Here is a 21,885-nt window from a genome sequence, read left to right as displayed (position 1 = left end):
CAGAGTATTCGTCGCTTGCTTCAGTCATGCCCAGAACAACCACAAGAAGGGACAGTCATGAATCAACCCAGCTACACCCGCGGCCGCCAGGACCGGCCCTTGCTCGAGCAGACCATCGGCCAGGCCTTCGCTGCCACCGTGGCCCGTCATGCCGACCGCGAAGCGCTGGTGGTACGCCACCAGGGCGTGCGCTATATCTGGCAGCAGCTGGCCGAACAGGTCGATGCGCATGCCCGCGCCTTGATGGCGCTGGGCGTCAACACAGGCGATCGGGTCGGCATTTGGGCGCCCAACTGCGCCCAGTGGTGCATCCTGCAGTTGGCCAGCGCCAAGGTCGGCGCGATTCTGGTCAACATCAACCCGGCTTATCGCGTTGCTGAGTTGGACTACGTGCTGCGCCAGTCCGGCTGCCGCTGGCTGGTCTGCGCCGATGCCTTCAAGACCTCCGATTACCACGCCATGGTGCAAGCGCTGGTACCCGAGCTGGCCACGGCAGCCGTGGGCGAACTGGCCAGCGAAAGCCTGCCCCAGCTACGCGGGGTGATCAGCCTGGCCGCCCAGCCGCCGCAAGGCTTCCTGCCCTGGCAGGCGCTTGCCGAACGGGCAGGGCAGACGTCGCTTGAGGCCTACACGGCCCGCCAGCAGAGCTTGCAGTTCGACCAGCCGGTAAACATCCAATACACCTCCGGCACCACCGGTGCGCCTAAAGGGGCGACGCTCAGCCACTACAACATTCTCAACAACGGCTGGATGGTCGGCGAAAGCCTCGCCCTCTCCGAACACGACCGCATGGTGATCCCGGTGCCGCTGTACCACTGCTTCGGCATGGTCATGGCCAACCTGGGTTGCATCACCCATGGCAGCACCATGATCTACCCCAACGACGCCTTCGACCCCGAGCTGACCCTGCGCGCGGTGGCCGAAGAGCGCGCCAGCATCCTCTATGGCGTGCCGACCATGTTCATCGCCATGCTCGACCACCCGTCACGCCAGCAACTGGACCTCTCAAGCTTGCGCAGCGGCATCATGGCCGGCGCCACCTGCCCGATCGAGGTCATGCGTCGGGTGATCGAGCAGATGCACATGGCCCAGGTGCAAATCGCCTACGGCATGACCGAGACCAGCCCAGTCTCACTGCAAACCGGCCCGGACGACGAACTGGAACTGCGCGTGACCACCGTCGGCCGCACCCAGCCCCAGCTGGAAACCAAGCTGATCGATGAGCACGGCTGCATCGTCGCCCGTGGCCAGGTCGGCGAGCTGTGTACCCGCGGCTATAGCGTGATGCTCGGCTACTGGGACAACCCCCAGGCCAGCGCCGATGCCATCGACCCGGCGCGCTGGATGCACAGCGGCGACCTGGCGGTGATGGATGAGCAGGGCTATGTACGCATCGTTGGGCGCAACAAGGACATGATCATCAGGGGAGGGGAGAACATCTACCCGCGCGAGCTGGAAGAGTTCTTCTACACCCACCCGGCGGTGGCCGATGCCCAGGTGATCGGCATCCCGTGCAGCAAGTATGGGGAAGAGGTGGTGGCCTGGATCAAGCTGCATCCCGGGCACACGGCGACGGTTGAGGAGCTACATAGCTGGTGCAAGGCGCGCATGGCGCATTTCAAGGTGCCCAGGCATTACCGTTTGGTGGATGAGTTTCCGATGACGGTTACGGGCAAGGTGCAGAAGTTTCGCATGCGTGAAATCAGTGTCGAGGAATTGACCGGGCAGCAGAGAACGGCTTGATGCTGTTGAGATCATTGACGGCCTCTCATGAGTACATCAGCTCCCACGGGGATCGCATGACCTGGTCTAGGGCGGTCAATCCGTGGGAGTAGGGCTGGCGCAGAGGCGGCGATGTCCGCTGGAAGTAATCAACAATCGTGCGTCTTATTCGTCGAGCCGCATAACGTATCGAGCAAGGCGTGCAGGGTGATGGCCGAATCGTGCTGAAGATCAACGGTCACACCCAAATCGCGCAAGGCGCGGTTGAGTTTGTGGCTGTCAATTTCCTTCAATCGCGTGCTTAGCGTGGCGTAGTCGGCGCCAGCATTTTGCAGTGCCTGCAATAGGCGTCGTTCACTGTCCACGCGGGTGAGCAACTCATCCATGCTGGGTTCTCCTGTTGTTGTTCGAGAGAACCCATCATCGGAACCTGGCGCGATTGCAGCTACTGGCAGAATTATCAGGCCGTTGGTCTATCCTTTGGCTTTCACCGGTGGCTCCTGGCTCGGCGGGTCACCCACGGTTGGCGGCACGGTCGGCTTGATCGGCAGCTCGTTCGGCTCTTGTTCGGGCACCGGCGGCGGCAAGCTGGGGTCGTCGATGTTCGGATCGGGAGTTTCCGGTGGAATGGGAATGTTCATCGCCTGTCCTCGCTGGGGTGTTCAGAGGGTGTAGAGGCTTTGATCCGGGCCTGCGCCATTCGCTCAATTTTTTTGAACCCCTCCCGCGTCCGACGGCTCTGAACCCTTACCGCCATCGCCAACAGGGAGCACAGTCCGATGTCTCGCAGCGAGCCCTTCGAAAGCGTACCCATGGCCAACGACCACCCCGAACAGGCCATCAGCCTGTCGCAGGCGCTGCTGGCGCCACGTTTGGTGATCGAAAACACAAGCCCGGTGCTCGACGGTGGCACCTTCGCCGCCAAGGCCATCAGCGGCCAGCCGGTGCAGGTCAGCAGCAAGGTCTACAGCGACGGCCATGACCAGTTGATGGTGCTGCTGCACTGGCGCGAGGCCAACAGTCGACACTGGCACGGCGTGACGATGCAGGCGGCGGGTAACGACCTGTGGCTGGCCGAGTTCACGCCTGTCCAGCTGGGCTTGCACCTGTTCAGTATCGAGGCCTGGATCGATCCGTTCGCCACCTACTGCCATGACCTTGAAAAGAAGTACCACGCCGGGGTCGAGGTCAAGCTTGAGCTGGAGGAGGGCAGGTTGCTGCTGGGCAAGGGTGCAGAGCGCAGCGAGGGGCCGCTACGCGAAGCGATCGTTGCGCTGCAATCGCGCTTGTCTGAGCTGCCTGCGGACGAGCAGGTCGCCCTGCTGCTGGACGCCGAGACCGCGCGGCTGATGATCGAGGCCGAACACCGCAGCTACCTGACCCGCAGCGCTGAGTTTCCCCTCGATGTCGATCGACCGGCAGCGCAGTTCGCCAGTTGGTACGAGCTGTTCCCGCGTTCGATCACTGATGACCCTGAGCGCCATGGCACCTTCAATGATGTTCACCAGCGCCTGCCGATGATCCGCGACATGGGCTTTGACGTGTTGTATTTCCCGCCCATCCATCCAATTGGCAAGAAGCACCGCAAGGGCCGCAATAATGCCCTGCAAGCCGAACCCAGCGATCCTGGCAGCCCTTATGCCATTGGTAGCCCCGAAGGCGGCCATGATGCCATCCACCCTGAGCTGGGCACCCGCGAGGACTTTCGCAGGTTGGTGGCGGCTGCCGCTGAGCATGGCCTGGAGATCGCCCTGGACTTCGCCATCCAGTGCTCGCAAGACCACCCCTGGCTGATCGAGCACCCCGGCTGGTTCAGCTGGCGTCCCGACGGCAGCATCCGCTATGCAGAGAACCCGCCGAAAAAATACCAGGACATCGTCAACGTCGATTTCTATGCCGCCGAGGCGGTGCCCTCGCTGTGGCTGGCGCTGCGTGACGTGGTGGTCGGCTGGGTCGAGGAGGGCGTGAAGACTTTCCGCGTCGACAACCCGCACACCAAACCGCTGCCGTTCTGGCAATGGCTGATCGCCAATGTGCGCAGCCAGCACCCGGAGGTGATCTTCCTCGCCGAGGCCTTCACCAAGCCTGCGATGATGGCGCGGCTGGGCAAGGTCGGCTATGCGCAGAGCTACACCTATTTCACCTGGCGCACTACCAAGCAGGAGTTGCGTGAGTATTTCGAGGAGCTCAACCAGCCACCGTGGAGCCAGTGCTACCGGCCGAACTTCTTCGTCAATACCCCCGATATCAACCCATTCTTCCTGCAGACCTCCGGGCGTGCCGGGTTTCTCATTCGCGCAGCGCTGGCGACCATGGGCTCGGGCCTGTGGGGCATGTATTCGGGTTTTGAGCTGTGCGAAGCCGCGGCCATTCCGGGCAAGGAGGAGTACCTCGATTCGGAGAAGTACGAGATCCGTCCGCGTGATTTCACCGCCCCCGGCAACATCGTCGCCGAGATCGCCCAGCTCAATCGCATTCGCCGGCAGAACCGGGCCTTGCAGACCCATCTGGGGGTGGCGTTCTTCAACTGTTGGAACGACAACATCCTGTATTTCGCCAAGCGCACGCCGGAGCGGGACAACTACATTCTGGTGGCCATCAGCCTCGATCCGCACAACGTGCAGGAGGCGAGCTTCGAGTTGCCGCTGTGGGAGCTGGGGTTGGACGACGATGCCGACACCCTGGGGGAAGATTTGATGAATGGGCATCGCTGGACCTGGCATGGCAAGACCCAGTGGATGCGGATTGATCCTGGGTATCAGCCGTTTGGTATCTGGCGGATCGAGAAAGCCGGATGACCTTGAGGTTTTGGGGCTGCTTTGCAGCCCCAATCCAGCCAACCCCATCTCACGAGATAGTCTAGGACAGCAAGGAGTTGCACATGGCCAAGCGTTCCCGCCCAGCAGCCTTCATCGACGATCCGCTCTGGTACAAGGACGCGGTGATCTATCAACTGCACATCAAGTCGTTCTTCGATTCCAACAACGACGGCATCGGTGATTTCGCAGGTTTGATCAGCAAGCTCGACTACATCGCCGAACTGGGTGTCAACACCCTGTGGCTGTTGCCGTTCTACCCCTCGCCACGGCGCGACGATGGCTATGACATCGCCGAGTACAAAGCCGTGCACCCCGACTACGGCAGCATGGCCGACGCCAAGCGCTTCATCGCCGAGGCGCACAAGCGTGGCCTGCGGGTAATCACGGAGCTGGTGATCAACCACACCTCCGACCAGCACCCCTGGTTTCAAAAGGCCCGCCACGCCAAGCGCGGCAGCAAGGCACGGGATTTCTACGTGTGGTCGGACGACGACCAGAAATACGACGGCACGCGGATCATCTTCCTCGACACCGAAAAATCCAACTGGACCTGGGACCCGGTCGCCGGCCAGTACTTCTGGCACCGCTTCTATTCGCACCAGCCGGATCTGAACTTCGACAACCCGCAGGTGATGAAGGCGGTGATCGATGTCATGCGCTATTGGCTCGACATCGGCGTCGACGGCCTGCGCCTGGATGCCATTCCGTACCTGATCGAGCGCGACGGCACCAACAACGAAAACCTGCCCGAGACCCATGTGGTGCTCAAGGCCATTCGCGCCGAGATCGACGCCAACTACCCCGACCGCATGCTGCTGGCCGAGGCCAACCAATGGCCTGAAGATACCCGGCCGTACTTTGGCGAGGGCGATGGCGACGAGTGCCACATGGCCTTTCACTTCCCGCTGATGCCGCGCATGTACATGGCGCTGGCCATGGAAGACCGCTTCCCGATCACCGACATCCTGCGCCAGACCCCGGAGATCCCCGCCAACTGCCAGTGGGCGATCTTCTTGCGTAACCACGATGAGCTGACCCTGGAGATGGTCACCGACCGCGAGCGCGACTACCTGTGGAACTACTACGCCGAAGACCGCCGCGCGCGGATCAATCTCGGCATCCGCCGGCGCCTGGCGCCGCTGCTGCAGCGCGACCGGCGGCGCATCGAGCTGCTGACCAGCCTGCTGCTGTCGATGCCTGGCACGCCAACCCTGTACTACGGCGATGAGCTGGGCATGGGCGACAACATCTACCTGGGCGACCGCGACGGTGTGCGCACGCCGATGCAGTGGTCGCCTGATCGCAACGGCGGCTTCTCCCGCGCCGACCCGCAGCGCCTGGTGCTGCCGCCGATCATGGACCCGCTGTACGGCTACCAGACGGTCAACGTCGAAGCCCAGTCGCACGACCCGCATTCGCTGCTCAACTGGAACCGCCGCCTGCTGGCGGTGCGCAACCAGCAGAAGGCCTTTGGCCGTGGCACGTTGAAGATGCTCACGCCGAGCAACCGGCGCATCCTCGCCTATATTCGCGAGTACACCGACGCCGATGGCAACAGCGAAATCATCTTGTGTGTCGCCAACGTTTCCCGCGCAGCCCAGGCCGCAGAGCTTGAGCTGTCGCAGTACGCCGACAAGGTGCCGGTGGAGATGCTCGGCGGCAGCGCCTTCCCGCCGATTGGCCAACTGCCGTTCCTGCTGACCCTGGCGCCGTATGGCTTCTACTGGTTCTTGCTGGCCAGCCGCGATCGCATGCCCAGCTGGCACGTCGAGCCCACCGAGGGCCTGCCGGAGCTGACCACGCTGGTGCTGCGCAAACGCATGGAAGAGCTGCTCGAAGCGCCTTCGATCGACAGCCTGCAAGACGCGATCCTGCCGCAGTACCTGCCCAAGCGGCGCTGGTTCGCCGGCAAGGAAGGGCCGCTCGATCAGGTACGCCTGAGCTACGGCGTGCGCCTGGCCACGGCGACCACCCCGGTGCTGCTCAGCGAGCTGGAAGTGATTAGCGATGGCGTGGCCAATTACTACCAGCTACCGTTCGGCTTCCTGCCCGAGGAGCAGATCAACACCGCATTGCCGCAGCAACTGGCACTGTCGCGGGTGCGCCGTGGCCGCCAGGTCGGGCTGATCACCGATGCGTTCGTGCTGGAGCCGTTCATTCGTGCGGTGCTGCGCAACTGCCAGGACGGCACCCGGCTGCCCAGCAGTGCCGGCGAGCTGCGCTTTGAGAGCACCGACTTGCTGGCGCCGCTTGAGCTCAACGAGGACAGCGAAGTGCGCTATCTGAGCGCCGAGCAGTCCAACAGCTCGGTGGTGATCGCTGATCGGGTGGTGCTCAAGCTGATCCGGCGGGTCAACCCCGGCATTCACCCGGAGCTGGAGATGAGCGCCTACCTGACCGCTGGCGGCTTTGCCAATATATCGCCGCTGCTGGCCTGGGTCAGCCGCGTCGATGCGCACGATCAGCCGAACCTGCTGATGATCGCCCAGGGCTACCTGAGCAACCAGGGCGATGCCTGGGCCTGGACCCAGAACACCCTGGAGCGGGCGATCCGCGATGAGATGGAGCCCGATAGCGTCGAAGCCGAAGCGCACACCGACGCGTTGGCTGAGCTGAACGGCTTTGCCACCTTGCTCGGCCAGCGCCTGGGCGAAATGCACCTGCTGCTCGCCGCCGCCACTGACGATCCGGCGTTCAAACCCCGCGCCAGTACCGGCGAGGACAGCGCGCGCTGGAGCCAGCAGATCAGCGCCGAGCTCAGCCATGCGCTGGACCTGCTGGTGCAGCACCGCGACAGCCTGGACCGCGACAGCCAGGCCTTGGTCGACGATTTGCAGCAGCAACGCGATGGCCTGGCCAAGCACATCGACAACCTCGCCCAGCAGGCCCAGGGGGGCTTGTTGATGCGGGTGCATGGCGACTTGCACCTGGGCCAGGTACTGGTGGTGCAGGGTGATGCCTACCTGATCGACTTCGAAGGCGAACCGGCGCGCCCGCTAGACGAGCGGCGGGCCAAACACAGCCCGTACAAAGATGTCAGCGGCGTGTTGCGATCCTTCGACTATGCTGCTGCGATGATCCTGCGCAGCGCCTCGGCGGTAGACCTCTCCGACGCCGCTCGCCAGGCTCGTCAGCGGGTCGCAAGGCAGTACCTGCACCAGTCGCGCCATGCCTTCGTTGAAGCCTACGGCCTGGCCACCGCCGCCATGCCCCACGCCTGGGAACAGGCCGAGGGCGAGCGCGCCGCATTGGAACTGTTCTGTCTGGAAAAAGCCGCCTACGAGATTACCTATGAAGCCGAGAATCGGCCGACGTGGCTGGCCGTGCCTTTGCATGGTCTGCATGGACTGATCAGCACTTGGGGAGAGTCATGAATGAACGCAACCACGCGTGAAAACGGCGGACTTCGGCAACGGGACATCGACGCCCTGGCCCGCGCCGAGCACGCCGATCCATTTGCCGTGCTCGGCCCGCACCCGGACGGTGCGGGCGGCGTGTTCGTACGCGCCTTTTTGCCCAATGCCTTGAATGCCAAGGTGCTGGCGCGTGACGACGGCCGCGTGCTGGCCGACATGCACCAGGGCAGCCTGCCGGGCTTGTTCACGGCCCATCTCGATCAGGCCCAGCCTTATCAGCTGCAGGTGGCTTGGGCCGGTGGCGAGCAAGTCACCGAAGACCCCTACAGCTTTGGCCCGCAATTGGGCGAGATGGACATGTACCTGTTCGCCGAGGGCAACCACCGCGACCTGTCCGGGCGCTTTGGCGCGCAGCCGACCCAGGTCGACGGCATCGACGGCGTGCTGTTCTCGGTATGGGCACCGAATGCCAAGCGGGTCTCGGTGGTCGGCGATTTCAACAACTGGGACGGCCGCCGCCACCCCATGCGCCTGCGCCACAACGCCGGGGTGTGGGAGCTGTTCGTGCCGCGCCTGGGCGTGGGCGAGGCCTACAAGTACGAAGTACTCGGCCGCGAGGGTGTGCTGCCGCTCAAGGCCGACCCGCTGGCGCGTGCCACCGAGCTGCCGCCGAGCACCGCCTCGAAAGTGGCAGGGCCGCTTGCCCATGAGTGGCGCGATCAGCAGTGGATGGAGCAGCGCGCCCAACGTCATGCCTACAATGCGCCGCTGTCGATCTACGAGCTGCACGTCGGCTCCTGGCGCTGCGAGCTGGACGATGGCGGTGAAGTGGCGCGCTTCTACAACTGGCGTGAGCTGGCCGAGCGCCTGGTGCCCTACGTGCAGGAGCTGGGCTTCACCCATATCGAAATGCTGCCGATCATGGAGCACCCGTTTGGTGGCTCTTGGGGCTATCAGCCGCTGTCGCTGTTTGCGCCAACCTCGCGCTATGGCAGCGCCGAAGACTTCGCTGCTTTCATCGATGCCTGCCACCAGGGGGGTATCGGCGTGATCCTCGATTGGGTGCCGGCGCATTTCCCAACCGACGAGCATGGCCTGGCGCGCTTCGACGGCACCGCGCTGTACGAATACGACAACCCCCTGGAAGGCTTCCACCAAGACTGGAACACGCTGATCTACAACCTCGGTCGCAACGAGGTGCGCGGCTTCATGCTGGCCTCGGCGCTGCACTGGCTCAAGCACTTCCACATCGATGGTTTGCGCGTCGATGCGGTGGCCTCGATGCTCTATCGCGACTATTCACGCAAGGCCGGCGAGTGGGTGCCCAATCGCCATGGCGGGCGGGAAAACCTCGAAGCCATCGATTTCCTGCGCCACCTCAATGGCATCGTCAGCCACGAAGCCCCCGGCGCGCTGATCATCGCTGAAGAGTCGACCGCCTGGCCTGGGGTCAGCCAACCGACCCAGCAGGGCGGCCTGGGCTTTGCCTACAAGTGGAACATGGGCTGGATGCACGACACCCTGCATTACATCCAGAACGATCCGGTGCACCGCGCCCATCATCACAACGAGATGAGCTTCGGCCTGATCTACGCCTATTCCGAGCATTTCATCCTGCCCATCTCCCATGATGAAGTGGTGCACGGCAAGCATTCGCTGATCGACAAGATGCCCGGCGATCGCTGGCAGAAGTTCGCCAACCTGCGCGCGTACCTGACCTTCATGTGGACTCACCCCGGCAAGAAGCTGCTGTTCATGGGCTGCGAGTTTGGCCAGTGGCGCGAGTGGAACCATGATCATCAGCTCGATTGGTACTTGCTGCAGTACTCCGAGCACAAAGGCGTGCAGCAGTTGGTCAGTGACCTTAACCGGCTGTATCGCCAGTTGCCGGCGCTGCATGAACAGGACTGCCTGCCGCAGGGCTTCCAGTGGCTGATTGGCGACGATGCGCACAACAGCGTGTTCGCCTGGTTGCGCTGGAGCAGCACCGGCGAGCCGCTGCTGGTGGTGGCCAACTTCACCCCGGTGCCGCGCGAGGGCTATCGGATTGGCGTGCCGTTTGGCGAGCGCTGGGAAGAGTTGCTCAACAGTGATGCGCAAATGTATGCCGGATCCAACGTGGGCAACCTCGGGGCGGTGGCCAGTGAAGACCTGCCCAGCCACGGCCAGCCATTGTCATTGGCCCTGAACCTGCCGCCACTTGGCGTCCTGGTCATGAAGCCAGCCTAACCGTGGGAGCGGGCTTGCCCCGCGATAGCATCAGCAGCCTCAATTGGGGGGGGGCTGATCTGACGCTATCGCGGGGCAAGCCCGCTCCATTGAGGCGGTGTAGCGCATTGTCGTTGGCTTTGAGCCTGCGCCACTTGGCGTTCTGGTCATGAAGCCAGCCTAACGACACCCACAACCCCACTCCCACAGGGTGGGTGGCGCCTACCAGCGCATCTTCACGCCAAGACTGCCAATCAAGCCATTGAGGTCATTGCCATCCATATCGCTGCTGTAGTCGGCACTGACGAACAACGCCACATTCGGCGTCATCCGCGCCACCAGGCCCAAGCCCAATTCCACCGTGGTCGAATAGCGTGAGCTGGAGATCTTGTCGACCTGGTCCAGTTGCACCCCATCGGCGTTGCTGAAGTCGTACCAGACGTTGGTCCGCACATAGGGCTCGATCGGCATTCCGCTCACCACATAGCGCCCAGACAATTTGGCACCGACCCGGCCGCTCCAGCTGGGCTGGCTATCGAATGCCTGCAAGGTCGCTTCCTGCACCTGGCTGCCGGGGAAGAACTGCTGGTTGATCAACTGCGCCTGCGGCTCGATCACCCAACCGCCACCCAGGCCAATCGGGTAACCGCCTTCCAACGAGAAGGTCATCGCGTGGCCGCTGTCATCCAGGCGCTGGCCGCTTTCGCCACGGCCACTGACATCGATGCGGGTGCCCATGGCCACCGCATCCAGGTGCCAGCCCTGGGCATGGCTCATGCTCCAGTACACCCCCAGGCTCTCGCCGCTGAGGTTGACGGCGTTGCGCTGCTTGTCGCCGAGCAACTGGCGCATGCCGTTGAAGCTGCTTTGCAGGTTGTTATGGCCGACGAATACCCCGGCCCGGTGGACGTTGCCCGAGGTCGATTCGCGCACGAACAGGTCGGGGCCAATCATCAGTTGCTGGCTGGGCGCTTCGAGTTGATTGGGTGGTTGCGCGCCGATGTGGGGCATGCCGGGGAAGAACTGCGACCATTGGCTGGCGACCAGGTCCGGTGCCGCCTGCCCATGGCGCTGGCTCATGCGCTCGGAAAAGGCGCTGAGGGTATTGAGGCTCAAGCCGCTGGCGCTGACCGGATCCAGCGACAGCTGGGGCATCGCCGGCTGCTGCAGAAGGTTGGCGTAAGGCTCATCCTCTTGCAGATCGAACGCGAAAGTTTCCACCGGGGTTGCCAGGAGCAGCGACGTGGAAACCGCGCACAGAACATGATCGAGGCGCAGGGGGCGCGCAGTTCTTTTCATGGCGGTTCTCCTCTTGTTTTTAAGGTACAGCCCAAGGACCTGGCCTGTTGTCACGAGCTGTACGACAAAACAGAGGGCGACCCAAACCAGCACGCCAGCCTGTTCGAGCGCGCACGAAGGCGCGAGCTAGAGGCCCGGCGCAAATTTTTTACGTCTGGTATTAAGTTCAGCTAAGGAGAGGACAAGGCTTGCGTCAAGAAAACGTGAAGGATCTGTTCAAGGTCTGTAGCAGGTGTTAACCCATTGAATTAATGGATAAATCCATTGCCCATAGCCAGGTTCGCTATTTGCCCTTGTGCGGCTATGCCGAATCATTGCTACAGACGCACTTCCACTGCCAGTGGCAGGTGGTCCGACAGGTGCGTCCAAGGCTTGTGGCCGAGGATTTGCGGGGCGTGGCTCTGGGCATTGCGCAGGTAGATCCGGTCCAGGCGCAGTAATGGCAAACGCGCCGGATACGTTCGGGCGAGCAGGCCATGGTGGCGCTCGAACGCTTCGTGCAGGTCGCGCGCAAGGCCCAGGGTGCGGTTGCCGCGCAGCTTCCAGTCGTTGAAGTCGCCGGCGATGATCACCGGCTCGTCAGCGGGCAGGGCGTCGAGCAGTTTGCGCAGCAACTGCAATTGCTGCTGGCGGTGGCTTTCGAGCAGCGACAAGTGCACGCAGATGGCATGCACCGGGCGCTGGCCGGGCACATCCAGGATGCAATGCAGCAGGCCGCGGCGCTCGGGGCCGGTGATCGACACGTCGAGGTTGCGGTGCTCCAGGATCGGGTATTTGGACAGCAGGGCGTTGCCGTGGTGGCCATCGGGGTAGACCGCATTGCGGCCGTAGGCGAAGTCGCTCCACATGCTGTCGGCGAGAAACTCGTATTGTGAGGTCTGCGGCCAGCCGGGGTAACGCGCAGCGTGGCGGTCGTGGCTGCCGAGCACTTCCTGGAGAAACACGATATCGGCTTGGGTGCTGCGCACCGCCTCGCGTAGCTCCGGCAAGATGAAGCGCCGGTTGAAGGCGGTAAAGCCTTTGTGGGTATTGACCGTCAGGACCCGGAGTCGGTCGACGGCCGGGGATTGGCTGACGGAGGCGAAACCTTGACTGCCGGCTTCGAGGTTCACGGGGACTCCTGTTCCTGGCTGGCTGCTGAGTGGGTTGGGTCAGTGGCGGCCTCATCGCGGGGCAAGCCCGCTCCCACAATGCCCTGCGATAAAGCCGCCACTGACACAACAAACGCTATTGTCTAGGACCGAATCAGCCCAGTTGGGTTCAGTCCTCCTCGCGCTGCAGCACCATCAGCAGCAACGAGCGCCCAGTCGCCTCGAACATCGTTTCGAATGGCAAATGCTGCGGCTTGCGCAACTGCGGTCGATCGGTATCGATCAGGCAGCTCCAGTAGTCGCCTTCAGGCACGGCAGGCAGTTTGAACGGCACGGTGTCATGGTGGGCATTGACGATCAGCAGCATCGTCGCCTCAGACCCTGGCCGGGCAATCCCGCTGACTTGTGCGCGGCCATCCATCAGCATGCCCAGGCAACGCCCGTGCGGGTCTTGCCATTGCTCCACGGTCATCTCGCTGCCATCGGGGGCCAGCCAGGTGACATCCTTGACGCCAATCGCCTCGTTGTAGTCGCCGACCAAAAAGCGTGAGCGGCGCAGCACCGGGTAGGCCAGGCGCAAGCGGGTCAGGCGCTTGACGAAGGTCAGCAGCTCGCTGCCTTGCTCGTCCAGGTCCCAGTTGATCCAGCCGATCTCACTGTCCTGGCAGTAGGCGTTGTTATTGCCATGCTGGGTGCGGCTGAACTCATCGCCGGCAACGATCATCGGCGTGCCTTGGGCCAGCAGCAGGGTGGCGAAGAAGTTGCGCATCTGGCGCATGCGCAGGGCATTGATTTCAGGGTCTTCGGTCGGCCCCTCGGCGCCGCAGTTCCATGACAGGTTGTTGTCGGTGCCGTCCTGATTGTTCTCGTCGTTGTCTTCGTTGTGCTTATCGTTGTACGAGACCAGGTCACGCAGGGTGAAGCCGTCGTGGGCGGTAACGAAGTTGACCGAGGCATAGGGGCGCCGGCCGCGGTTGTTGAACATGTCGCCTGAGGCCGTCATGCGTGAGGCGAAGTCGGCCAATTGGCCCTCGTCGCCTTTCCAGAAGCTGCGCACGGTGTCGCGAAAACGGTCGTTCCATTCGGCCCAGCCGGGGGCGAAGTTGCCCACCTGATAGCCGCCTGGGCCGCAGTCCCAAGGTTCGGCGATCAGCTTGACTTGGCTCAGCAGCGGGTCTTGGCGGCAGGCGACGAGGAAGCTGTGCCGCTCGTTGTAGCCATCGTGGTAGCGGCCCAGGATGGTCGCCAGGTCGAAGCGAAAGCCATCCACGCGCATCTCGCCGGCCCAGTAGCGCAGCGAATCGGTGACCAGTTGCAGCACGCAAGGGTGGCTCAGGTCGAGGGTGTTGCCGGTGCCGGAGTCGTTGATGTAGTAGCGCTTGTCATCGGGCATCAGGCGGTAGTACGAGGCGTTGTCGATGCCGCGCATCGACAGGGTCGGGCCTTGTTCGTTGCCTTCGGCGGTGTGGTTGTAGACCACATCGAGGATCACCTCCAGGCCTGCGTCGTGCAGGTGGGCGACCATCTCCTTGAACTCGGCGATCTTGCCGCTGGCCAGGTACTTGGGGTGCGGCGCGAAGAAGGCGATGCTGTTGTAGCCCCAATAGTTGTTCAGGCCCTTGTCGAGCAAATGCTGGTCGTTGACGAAGGCGTGGATCGGCAGCAGTTCGATGGAGGACACGCCCAGATCCTTGATGTGCTTGAGCAGCTCATCGTTGGCAAGGCCGGCAAAGGTGCCGCGCAACGCCTCGGGCACCGCCGGGTGGCGCATGCTGATACCGCGGGTGTGTGCTTCGTAGAGGATGGTCCGTTCCCACGGCACCTGCACGCGATGGTCGCGGCCCCAGGTGAAGGCCGGGTCGATGACTTTGCATTTGGGCACGAAGGGCGCGCTGTCACGCTCATCGAACGACAAATCGCCATCGGGATGGCCAATGGTGTAGCCGAACAGCGCCTCGGACCACTTCAGGGTGCCGACCAGTTGTTTGGCGTAGGGATCGATCAATAGCTTGTTGTGGTTGAAGCGATGGCCATTCTCCGGCTCGTAGGGGCCGTAGACGCGATAGCCGTAGACCAGGCCTGGGTGGGCGTCGGGTAGGTAGCCGTGGTAGATCTCATCGGTGTATTCCGGCAGCTCGATGCGTTCGAGCTCCTGCTCGCCAGTGGAGTCGAACAAGCACAGCTCGACTTTGGTGGCATTGGCCGAGAACAGGGCGAAGTTGACTCCCAGGCCGTCCCAGGTGGCGCCGAGCGGGAAGGGCATGCCTTCACGAATGCGCGATGGGGCGACAGAGCGGGTTTTCTTCGGGGTGCGGGGGCTCATGGCAGTCCTCGTTGGCCAGGGGGAGGGGGGTGTCAGGGGCGCGCAGCGGCCCCTGTATTGCTGGGCAAAGGCGTCTGGAAAGACTCACCCCGCACTGGGCTTTTTCACCGCCCGGGGCTTCTTCTCGGCAACCGGCTTGGCGGCCGCGCTGCTGGCCACCTTGGGCTTGGCCGCAGCCTTGGGTTCTGCCGCAACCTTAGGCTTGGCTGCAGCCGGCTTCTTGCGCGGCGCAGCCTTGGGCGCCAGGGCTTCAGCTTCGGCAAGCTTGCGCGCCATCTCCCAATGGCGCTCCTCCTGCCCGGCAGGCTTGCCCTCGGACTCCCAGATCTCATAGGCAAATTGGCGAATACGCTTTTCATCGACACTCATCATGACGCTCCTGATGCTCAAGATTGTTGTATCAACAGATTGACCGGACATTCAGCCAGCACAGCGCTCAACATCAGCTCTCTAGAAGGGCTGACCGCGCGGCTGGCGAAAAGTCCAGTCCAATTGGCAGGTGACGAGGCAAACGGCAGAATCAGCCGGGTGTCGTCCCAGTTCTGTGCCGGGATCAACGGTGTTGGGCTGTTGCCCAGTAACGCGTAGGTCAAACGTGGTACCACCACAATCGCGCGCTCACCTTCGCCCAGGCGGGCAAACGCCAGTACCTTGTCGGCATGCCGGCCCTGCACGGCCAGCGGCAGGTAGTCACCCCGGCGAAATAGCGCTGGATAGGCCTGACGACAGTCGAGGACCTGGGCGATCAACGCCTGCTTGATCCGCCCATCGCGCCAGTGTTCGAGCAGCGCTGCCAGCGGCGTGCTGTCGTCCAGGCTGGCCCGCCTCACAGCGTAGTCCACTGGGCGGCGGTTGTCCGGGTCGACCAGGCTCAGGTCCCAGTACTCATTACCCTGGTACAGGTCGGGCAGCCCCGGCGAAGTCATCCGTAGCAGGCACTGCACCAGCCCATTGAGCGCACCTGCGCAGGCGATCGACTGCGCAGCCTCTGCCAGTGAATTGCGCAGCTGCTCATTCTCGCGCTCCAGCAGCAGGCCATCGATATAGGCCGCGCACGCCGTTTCATAGGCTTCGTTCGGCGCGCTCCAGGCGCTGCGCAATTTGGCTTCGCGCAGGGCCTTCTGCTGCCACTGGCGAATCCGTTCGGCGTAGCGGCCAAGGGCGGCTTGATCGTGCCGGTCAAGCTGCAGTGGCCAGCTACCGAGCAGCGTCTGCAGCAGCATCATTTCATCAGCCGGGCTCGGCGCCGGGCCATCTTCCAAGGCCTGGCGCAGCGGCGCGGCCAACTCGCGCCAATGCTCGACCCGGCTGGCCAGCCAAGGCCCACGTTCGCTGAGCACCGCCAGGCGCGCGCGGCAGTCTTCGCCGCGCTTGTGGTCATGGGTGGCGGTGGCCAGCAGGTTGTCGGGGAAGTCGCGCAGGCGGCGCTCGGCCTCGGTGTGAAACGCCTCGGGCGCGGCGCTGAAGCGCTCGGCCTCAAAGCCCACATCATTGCGCGAGAGCAATCGGGCCGAGCGGTAGAAGGCAGTGTCTTCCACAGCCTTGGCCGCGCTCGGCGCGGTCAGCTGCTGGAAGCGCACGCAGGCATGGCGCAGGTGCTTGCGTGGCCGGCCAGGCGGCAGGCGGCGCCAGGGTTGGCCGCCGAGCCACAGCTGGAGCTGGTCGAGCAACGGCCAGTCGGCTTCGCTCAAGGTTTGCCGGGCGCCACTCAGCGCCTGCTGGAAAAACGCTTCGTCTTCAGCGGGGCGGCCGATGGCGTTGATATAGGTGCGGTACACCGGGTAATGCTCGACCAGCGCCTGGAGCGCCCGGCGAATCGCACCCAGGGTCAGGTCACGGGTCATCAGGTCGTCGCGCGCCACTTGCAGCAGCGCCTGGGCCACCGACTCACAGTCGCCGGCCAGGCTGGCGTTGAGCACCAGATGGCGCGCCTGGCGGACTTCCTCAGGGAAGTCAGGGCGCTCGCTGACGCTGCGCCACAACTCGGTCAGCGGCTCTTCACCCGCGGGGTCGTGCTGGAGCAGCGACACCTGGTTCATGAACTCGTAGCCGGTGGTGCCGTCGGTGAGCCAGTCCTGATGCAGGTGCTCATCGACGCCGAGGATCTTCTCCACGTAGATCGGGAAGTGCTCAAGCGCAGCGTCCAGCGGGCGCGTGGCCAACAGGCTGTCGACGCGCCGGCGCAACTTGCGACAGTAACCGCGTGGATCGGCCAGGCCGTCGATATGGTCGATGCGCAGGCCATCGACCAAACCGCGCTCGATCAGCTCGAACAGCTTGGCATGGGTCGCTTCGAACACCAGCGCGCGCTCGACCCGCAGGCCGCCCAGCTCGTTGATGTCGAAAAAACGCCGCCAGTTGATATCGTCCGCCGCCGTGCGCCAGCTGGCCAGGCGGTAGGTCTGGCGTTCGAGCAACTGATGCAGGCGCTTGAAGCCCGCTTCGGTGCGGCTGTCGAAGGCGCTCAGGGCCTCATCCAGGCTAGCGCCCTGGTTGACCACGCGAGCCAGTTCGGCGTGCAAGGGCAGGGCAGCGGTCACTGGCTCGGGCGACTCATGCAGGCTGTTGAAGCGTTGGGCCAGCTCGCGCAACTGCGGGTGCTGGCTGTGCCCCAGGATGCGCGGGTAGTCCAGCGGGCAAATGGGGAAGCGATGGTCGTAATGAGCGACCTCCAGTACCCCTTGATCGGCGTCGAAGGTCAGCGGGATGTCGCCCTGTTGCAAGGCCGCGCCATAGTCTGTGCCGAGAAACGGCAACAGCAATTGGCCGGCCAGCAGCGGGTCGCTGGAGTGCCATTGAATGTCGAAGAACTCGGCATAGGGGCTGCGTCGCCCCCAGGCCAGCAGGCTCTGCCACCAAGGGTTGTCGGCGCCGCCCACAGCCATGTGGTTGGACACCGTGTCGAGGATCAGCCCCATGCTGTGCTGACGCAATGCACCGACCAAGCGCAGCAGCGCGGCTTCGCCGCCCAGCTCCGGGTTGACCCGTGTCGGGTCGACCACATCGTAGCCATGCCGCGAGCCGGCGCGGGCCTTGAGGATTGGCGAGGCGTAGAGGTGGCTGATGCCCAAGCGGGCGAAGTACGGCACCAGCGGCACCGCGTCATCCAGGGTGAAGTCGCTGTGAAATTGCAGCCGCACGGTGGCGGTCAAGGGTTTCATCGGTCACGCTCCCAGGCTTGTTCACGGGCCTGGGCCAGCAGCTCCAGGCGCCGTGCGGCGTCTTCATCGTCGAGCAGGTCGCGCACCGCCAGGGCGAAACGGCGGCGCCAATTGGGGTGGCCTTCGGTGGTGCCGGGCAGGTTGGCTTGCTCGTCGCTGCCTAACAGGTCTTCCAGCGGGATCAGCACCAGCGGCGCGCGGGTATGGCCGACGTAGCGGATGGCCGCATCGATCAGCTCGTCGTCGGATTTGAGCGGGCCATAGTTGGCTTCCAGCAGGCGGCGCAGGCCGTCGCGCTCCTTTTGCCGGTCATGGCGCCAGTGCAGTTCGGCAGGCGCATCGATCAAGTGCAGGCGGTGATACCAGTCGATATCGCGGCTTTGCAGCCAACCGGCCAGCGGCGCCAGGTCGTGGGTGCCGGTGGTGGCCAGGGCGTTGTCTGGCCAGTCGAGAATCGGCTTGAAATGGCCAGTCGAGGTCTGCTCGAAGGGCAGCACGCGCATGCCCAGTATGGCCTTGTCGGCGAGCACTTCGCGCAGGCCTTCCGGCACCGTGCCGAGGTCTTCGCCAAGGATCACTGCCTGGTGGCGCACCGACTCCAGGGTCAGCAAGCGCAGCAGGTCATCCAGGGGGAAATTGAGGTAGGCGCCTTCGCTGGGCTTGGCGCCCCGGGGGATCAGCCACAGCCGGCGCAGGCCCATCACATGGTCGATGCGCAGGCCCCCGGCATGGGCCAGATTGGCCCGCAGCATTTCGATGAAGGCGCGGTAGCCGTTGCGCTTGAGGCCTTCAGGTGAGAACGCGCTGATGCCCCAGTCCTGGCCGGCGCGGTTGAGGATATCCGGTGGGGCGCCGACCGTCAGCTCAGATAGCAGCTCGTCCTGGCGGCTCCAGCCCTGGCTGCCAGCGCCATCGGCACCCACCGCCAGATCGGCGATCAGCCCGACGGCCATGCCGTTGCCGCGCGCTGCTTCCTGGGCGCGTTGCAGGCCGCGCTCCGTCAGCCATTGGCAGAACGCGTGGTACTCCACCCACGATGGATGGGCGCTGGCGAAGGCTTCCACCTCGGGGTGGTACGGGTCGTGCCAGGCGGCCGGCCAGTTGCGCCAGTCGGCACCCAGGCCGCGCTCCATGGCCTCGGTTTGCAGAACCTCGAAGCGGCAATGATGCTCCAGGGCCTGGCCACCGGCTTGGCGAAAACTGTCGAAGTCTTCGCGCAGCGGGTGATTGCCCTGGCTGAAATCCTTGTACAGCGCCTTGAGCAGACGCTGTTGGGCGTCGGCGGCGCGCGGCCAGTCGACCAACGACTGGCGCTCCAGCTCATCGAGGGTGGGTTGCAGCTCGCAGGCCTCGATGGCCAGGCGCACGGTGCGCTCGCCGAGCAGCGCCGCGGGGCTGGCATAGAGGCTGTTGAGCAGCAGCCGGCTGGACGGGGAGTAGGGGCTGTAGTGGCGCTGGTCGGCGCCCGACAACGCGTGGATTGGGCTGATCGCCAAGGCATCGGCGCCACGCTCGGCCGCACTGCGGGCCAATTGCTCCAGGGCCAGGCAGTCGCCATAGCCGCCGTCACCCGGGCGGCGCAGGCTGTACAGCTGCACCGACAGGCCCCAGCAACGCGGCGGTGGCTCTTGAACGGCATCGTGCAAGGCATGGCAACGCAGAGGCGCTACCGCCACGCTGAAGCTGCGGCCATCGATATCCAGCTGGTGATAACCGATGGGCAGTTTGCCGGGCAGTTGCGCCTGTTCGTCGAGGTTCAGCTCCACAGGGTCGCCGTTTTCCAGCACACAACGCACCGGGCTGCCGGCAGAAAAGTAACGCGCCAGCGGCAGCGGCTGGTCGATATCGACGGTCAGTAGCGGCGGCAGGTGCTCGCTGTCTTCGGCTTGATCCAGGCTTTGCAGGCTGGCCGCGATCGCCGCGTCATCGGTTGCCGGGTGGCCAAGCCCGGCCAGGACTTGGCGCAGTACCGGGTCGCTGACCTGCTGCGGGCGGTTGTTGGCATCGATCCAGTCACGGGCCACTCCCACACGGGCGGCCAGACGGTGCAACGGCAATTCGCTCATGTAGGCTCCAGGGCAGGGGCAAGCAGGCTGACCACGCAACTGTGCGCGGCCAGGGTGGAATCGGGGTGGGCGTTATCGCTGCTGTCGAACAGACGCTGCGTGGCAGGCGGCAATTCGACCGGCTGCGGCGTAGCGCCCAGGTTGAGGTCGATGCGCAGCTGCTGGCCATTACCCAGGCGCCAGCGCGCGCTGAGCGCCTTGTCGCCGAGCACCTCGGCGCCTAGCGCCTGGCTGCCGGGCAAATGCGGCGAGACGTGCAAGCGGCGTAGTTCGAGCAATTGCTGATACAGGCCGTGCCAGCCAGCCAGGACTTCCTGGCGCTTAGGGCGGGAGGCCTCGAAGGTGTCGGCGGCATTCGGGTCGGGGATCTGCTCGCGCTGGTCGGGGTCGGCGAACGCGGCAAAATGGGCGAACTCGCCGCGCCGGCCTTCACGCACCGCGTCGGCCAACTCGTCGTGAAAATCAGTGAAGAACAGGAAAGGTTTGCAGCTGCCGTCGTCGTCGCCCATGAACAGCAGCGGGATCATCGGCGACAGCAACAACAGCCCCGTGGCGGCGCGCAGCGCCTGCGGTGAGCAGAGCCGAGTGAGGCGCTCGCCCAAGGCGCGGTTGCCGATCTGGTCGTGGTTCTGCAAGAACAGCACGAACTTGCTCGGCTGCAAATGCGCACTGGGTTCGCCGCGAGGGGTGCCGTGGCGATTGGGCTGGCCCTGGAACACGAACCCTTCGCTCAGGCAGCGGGCGAGCTTGTCGATGGGGCGGTCTTGGTAATCTTGGTAGTAGCCTTCGGTTTCGCCAGTCAGCAGCACGTGCAAGGCGTTATGGCCGTCGTCGTTCCACTGGGCGTCGAAGCCTTGTTCGAGCAGGCTTGCCTGGTTGTGTTCGTTTTCCAGCACCAGCCACACGTGGCGACCGGGCTCATCGCGGGGCAAGCCCGCTTCCACGCTGTTGTTCGCAAGGGTGGCCGCGTGGGAGCGGGCTTGCCCCGCGATAGCGGTGGGGGCGCCCACCGCAGCGCGAACCCGCGTCGCCAGTTCCACCAGAAAGTCCGGTTGGTCGATGGCATGCACCGCATCCAGGCGCAGGCCATCGACGCGATAGTCACACAGCCACATCAGCGCGTTCTGAATGAAGTACTCGCGCACTTCAGGGCGGCGAAAGTCGATGGCTGCACCCCAGGGCGTCTGCCGATCCTGGCGAAAGAACGGGCTGGCGTATTCATGCAGGAAATTGCCATCGGGGCCGAAGTGGTTGTAGACCACATCGACCATCACCATCAGCCCAAGGCCATGCGCCTGATCGATCAGGGCACACAACTGCTGCGGGCTGCCGTAACTGTGCTGGGGGGCAAACGGCAGCACGCCGTCATAGCCCCAGTTGCGCTCTCCGGGAAACTGCCCCAGCGGCATCAGCTCGATCGCCGTGATACCCAGCTCGGCCAGGCGTGGCAATTGCCCGGCGACCCCGGCATAGCCGTCGGCCAAGCCCACGTGCAGCTCCTGGATCACCGCTTCGTGCCAGGGCCGGCCTTGCCAGGGGTGCAGCCACGGATAGCGGGCCAGGTCGACCACCTGGCTCGGGCCATGCACCCCTTCGGGCTGATAGCGCGAAGCCGGGTCGGCGACTTCCAGTTCATCATCGATGCGGTAGCGATAGCGGCTGCCTGCCTGGGCAGGGGCAATGCCGCTGAACCAGCCATCGCCCTCGGCCTGCAAGGCAATCGCCGGTTGTTGGTCCAACTGCAAGCTCACGCTGCGCGCATCCGGCGCCCAGAGGGCGAAGCGCGCCGACGTGGCGTCCAGTAAATGTGCGCCATGCCTGTGCATCTTCGACACCTCGA

General features: G+C 64.2%; 13 protein-coding genes. 4 read left to right on the top strand and 9 right to left on the bottom strand.

The genetic code is table 11. From position 1 onward, the window contains the following. Positions 1-57 precede the first annotated feature (57 nt). On the top strand, positions 58-1,743 hold the full coding sequence (locus tag HU737_RS12490; protein WP_186554840.1) for an AMP-binding protein: 1,686 nt from the start codon (positions 58-60) through the stop codon (positions 1,741-1,743). Between the two features lie 128 nt (positions 1,744-1,871). Here the strand turns inward: HU737_RS12490 and HU737_RS12485 are convergent, their stop codons facing one another. Both HU737_RS12485 and HU737_RS12480 read right to left on the bottom strand, forming a co-directional pair. Then, entirely contained in the window at positions 1,872-2,108 is a 237-nt protein-coding gene (locus HU737_RS12485) for a hypothetical protein (protein ID WP_186554839.1), read from the bottom strand. An 87-nt stretch (positions 2,109-2,195) separates the two neighbouring features. Further along, on the bottom strand, positions 2,196-2,363 hold the full coding sequence (locus tag HU737_RS12480) for a hypothetical protein (protein ID WP_186554838.1): 168 nt from the start codon (positions 2,361-2,363) through the stop codon (positions 2,196-2,198). Positions 2,364-2,501: 138 nt separating this feature from the next. Here HU737_RS12480 and HU737_RS12475 point away from each other — a divergent pair, with 138 nt between their 5' ends. The 3 genes from HU737_RS12475 to glgB all read left to right on the top strand — a co-directional run bounded on the left by HU737_RS12475 (position 2,502) and on the right by glgB (position 10,126). Further along, the gene (locus HU737_RS12475) at positions 2,502-4,520 is read left to right on the top strand and encodes an alpha-1,4-glucan--maltose-1-phosphate maltosyltransferase (RefSeq protein WP_186554837.1); all 2,019 of its coding nucleotides are present in this window, start codon (positions 2,502-2,504) and stop codon (positions 4,518-4,520) included. A gap of 83 nt (positions 4,521-4,603) precedes the next feature. Beyond that, positions 4,604-7,915, top strand: coding sequence for a maltose alpha-D-glucosyltransferase (gene treS, locus HU737_RS12470; RefSeq protein ID WP_186554836.1), 3,312 nt, complete (start codon positions 4,604-4,606; stop codon positions 7,913-7,915). Further along, positions 7,916-10,126 (top strand): 1,4-alpha-glucan branching protein GlgB, encoded by a 2,211-nt coding sequence (gene glgB / locus HU737_RS12465; RefSeq protein ID WP_186554835.1) that lies wholly within the window; start codon positions 7,916-7,918, stop codon positions 10,124-10,126. A gap of 201 nt (positions 10,127-10,327) precedes the next feature. Here the strand turns inward: glgB and HU737_RS12460 are convergent, their stop codons facing one another. From HU737_RS12460 to HU737_RS12430, 7 genes are all read right to left on the bottom strand, one after another. Next, complete coding sequence (locus tag HU737_RS12460; protein WP_186554834.1) at positions 10,328-11,404, bottom strand: autotransporter domain-containing protein; 1,077 nt, start codon at positions 11,402-11,404, stop codon at positions 10,328-10,330. A gap of 317 nt (positions 11,405-11,721) precedes the next feature. After that, positions 11,722-12,516 (bottom strand): endonuclease/exonuclease/phosphatase family protein, encoded by a 795-nt coding sequence (locus HU737_RS12455; protein WP_186554833.1) that lies wholly within the window; start codon positions 12,514-12,516, stop codon positions 11,722-11,724. 148 nt (positions 12,517-12,664) lie between these two features. After that, positions 12,665-14,818 carry a glycogen debranching protein GlgX gene (glgX, locus tag HU737_RS12450; protein WP_186554832.1) on the bottom strand — a complete coding sequence of 718 codons (2,154 nt, stop codon included), beginning with the start codon at positions 14,816-14,818 and terminating at the stop codon, positions 12,665-12,667. An 84-nt stretch (positions 14,819-14,902) separates the two neighbouring features. Next, on the bottom strand, positions 14,903-15,190 hold the full coding sequence (locus tag HU737_RS12445; RefSeq protein WP_186554831.1) for a DUF2934 domain-containing protein: 288 nt from the start codon (positions 15,188-15,190) through the stop codon (positions 14,903-14,905). A 14-nt stretch (positions 15,191-15,204) separates the two neighbouring features. After that, entirely contained in the window at positions 15,205-17,979 is a 2,775-nt protein-coding gene (locus HU737_RS12440; protein ID WP_186554830.1) for a malto-oligosyltrehalose synthase, read from the bottom strand. Then, positions 17,976-20,045, bottom strand: a complete 2,070-nt coding sequence (gene malQ, locus HU737_RS12435) for a 4-alpha-glucanotransferase (protein ID WP_186554829.1) — start codon at positions 20,043-20,045, stop codon at positions 17,976-17,978. The genes HU737_RS12440 and malQ overlap by 4 nt, the downstream gene beginning before the upstream one ends. After that, entirely contained in the window at positions 20,042-21,871 is a 1,830-nt protein-coding gene (locus HU737_RS12430; RefSeq protein WP_186554828.1) for a malto-oligosyltrehalose trehalohydrolase, read from the bottom strand. Before HU737_RS12430 ends, malQ begins: the two co-directional genes overlap by 4 nt. Positions 21,872-21,885: the final 14 nt, after the last annotated feature.

The organism is Pseudomonas urmiensis (assembly GCF_014268815.2).
Lineage (GTDB): Bacteria > Pseudomonadota > Gammaproteobacteria > Pseudomonadales > Pseudomonadaceae > Aquipseudomonas > Aquipseudomonas urmiensis.
This window is presented reverse-complemented; position numbering and strand designations above follow the sequence as displayed.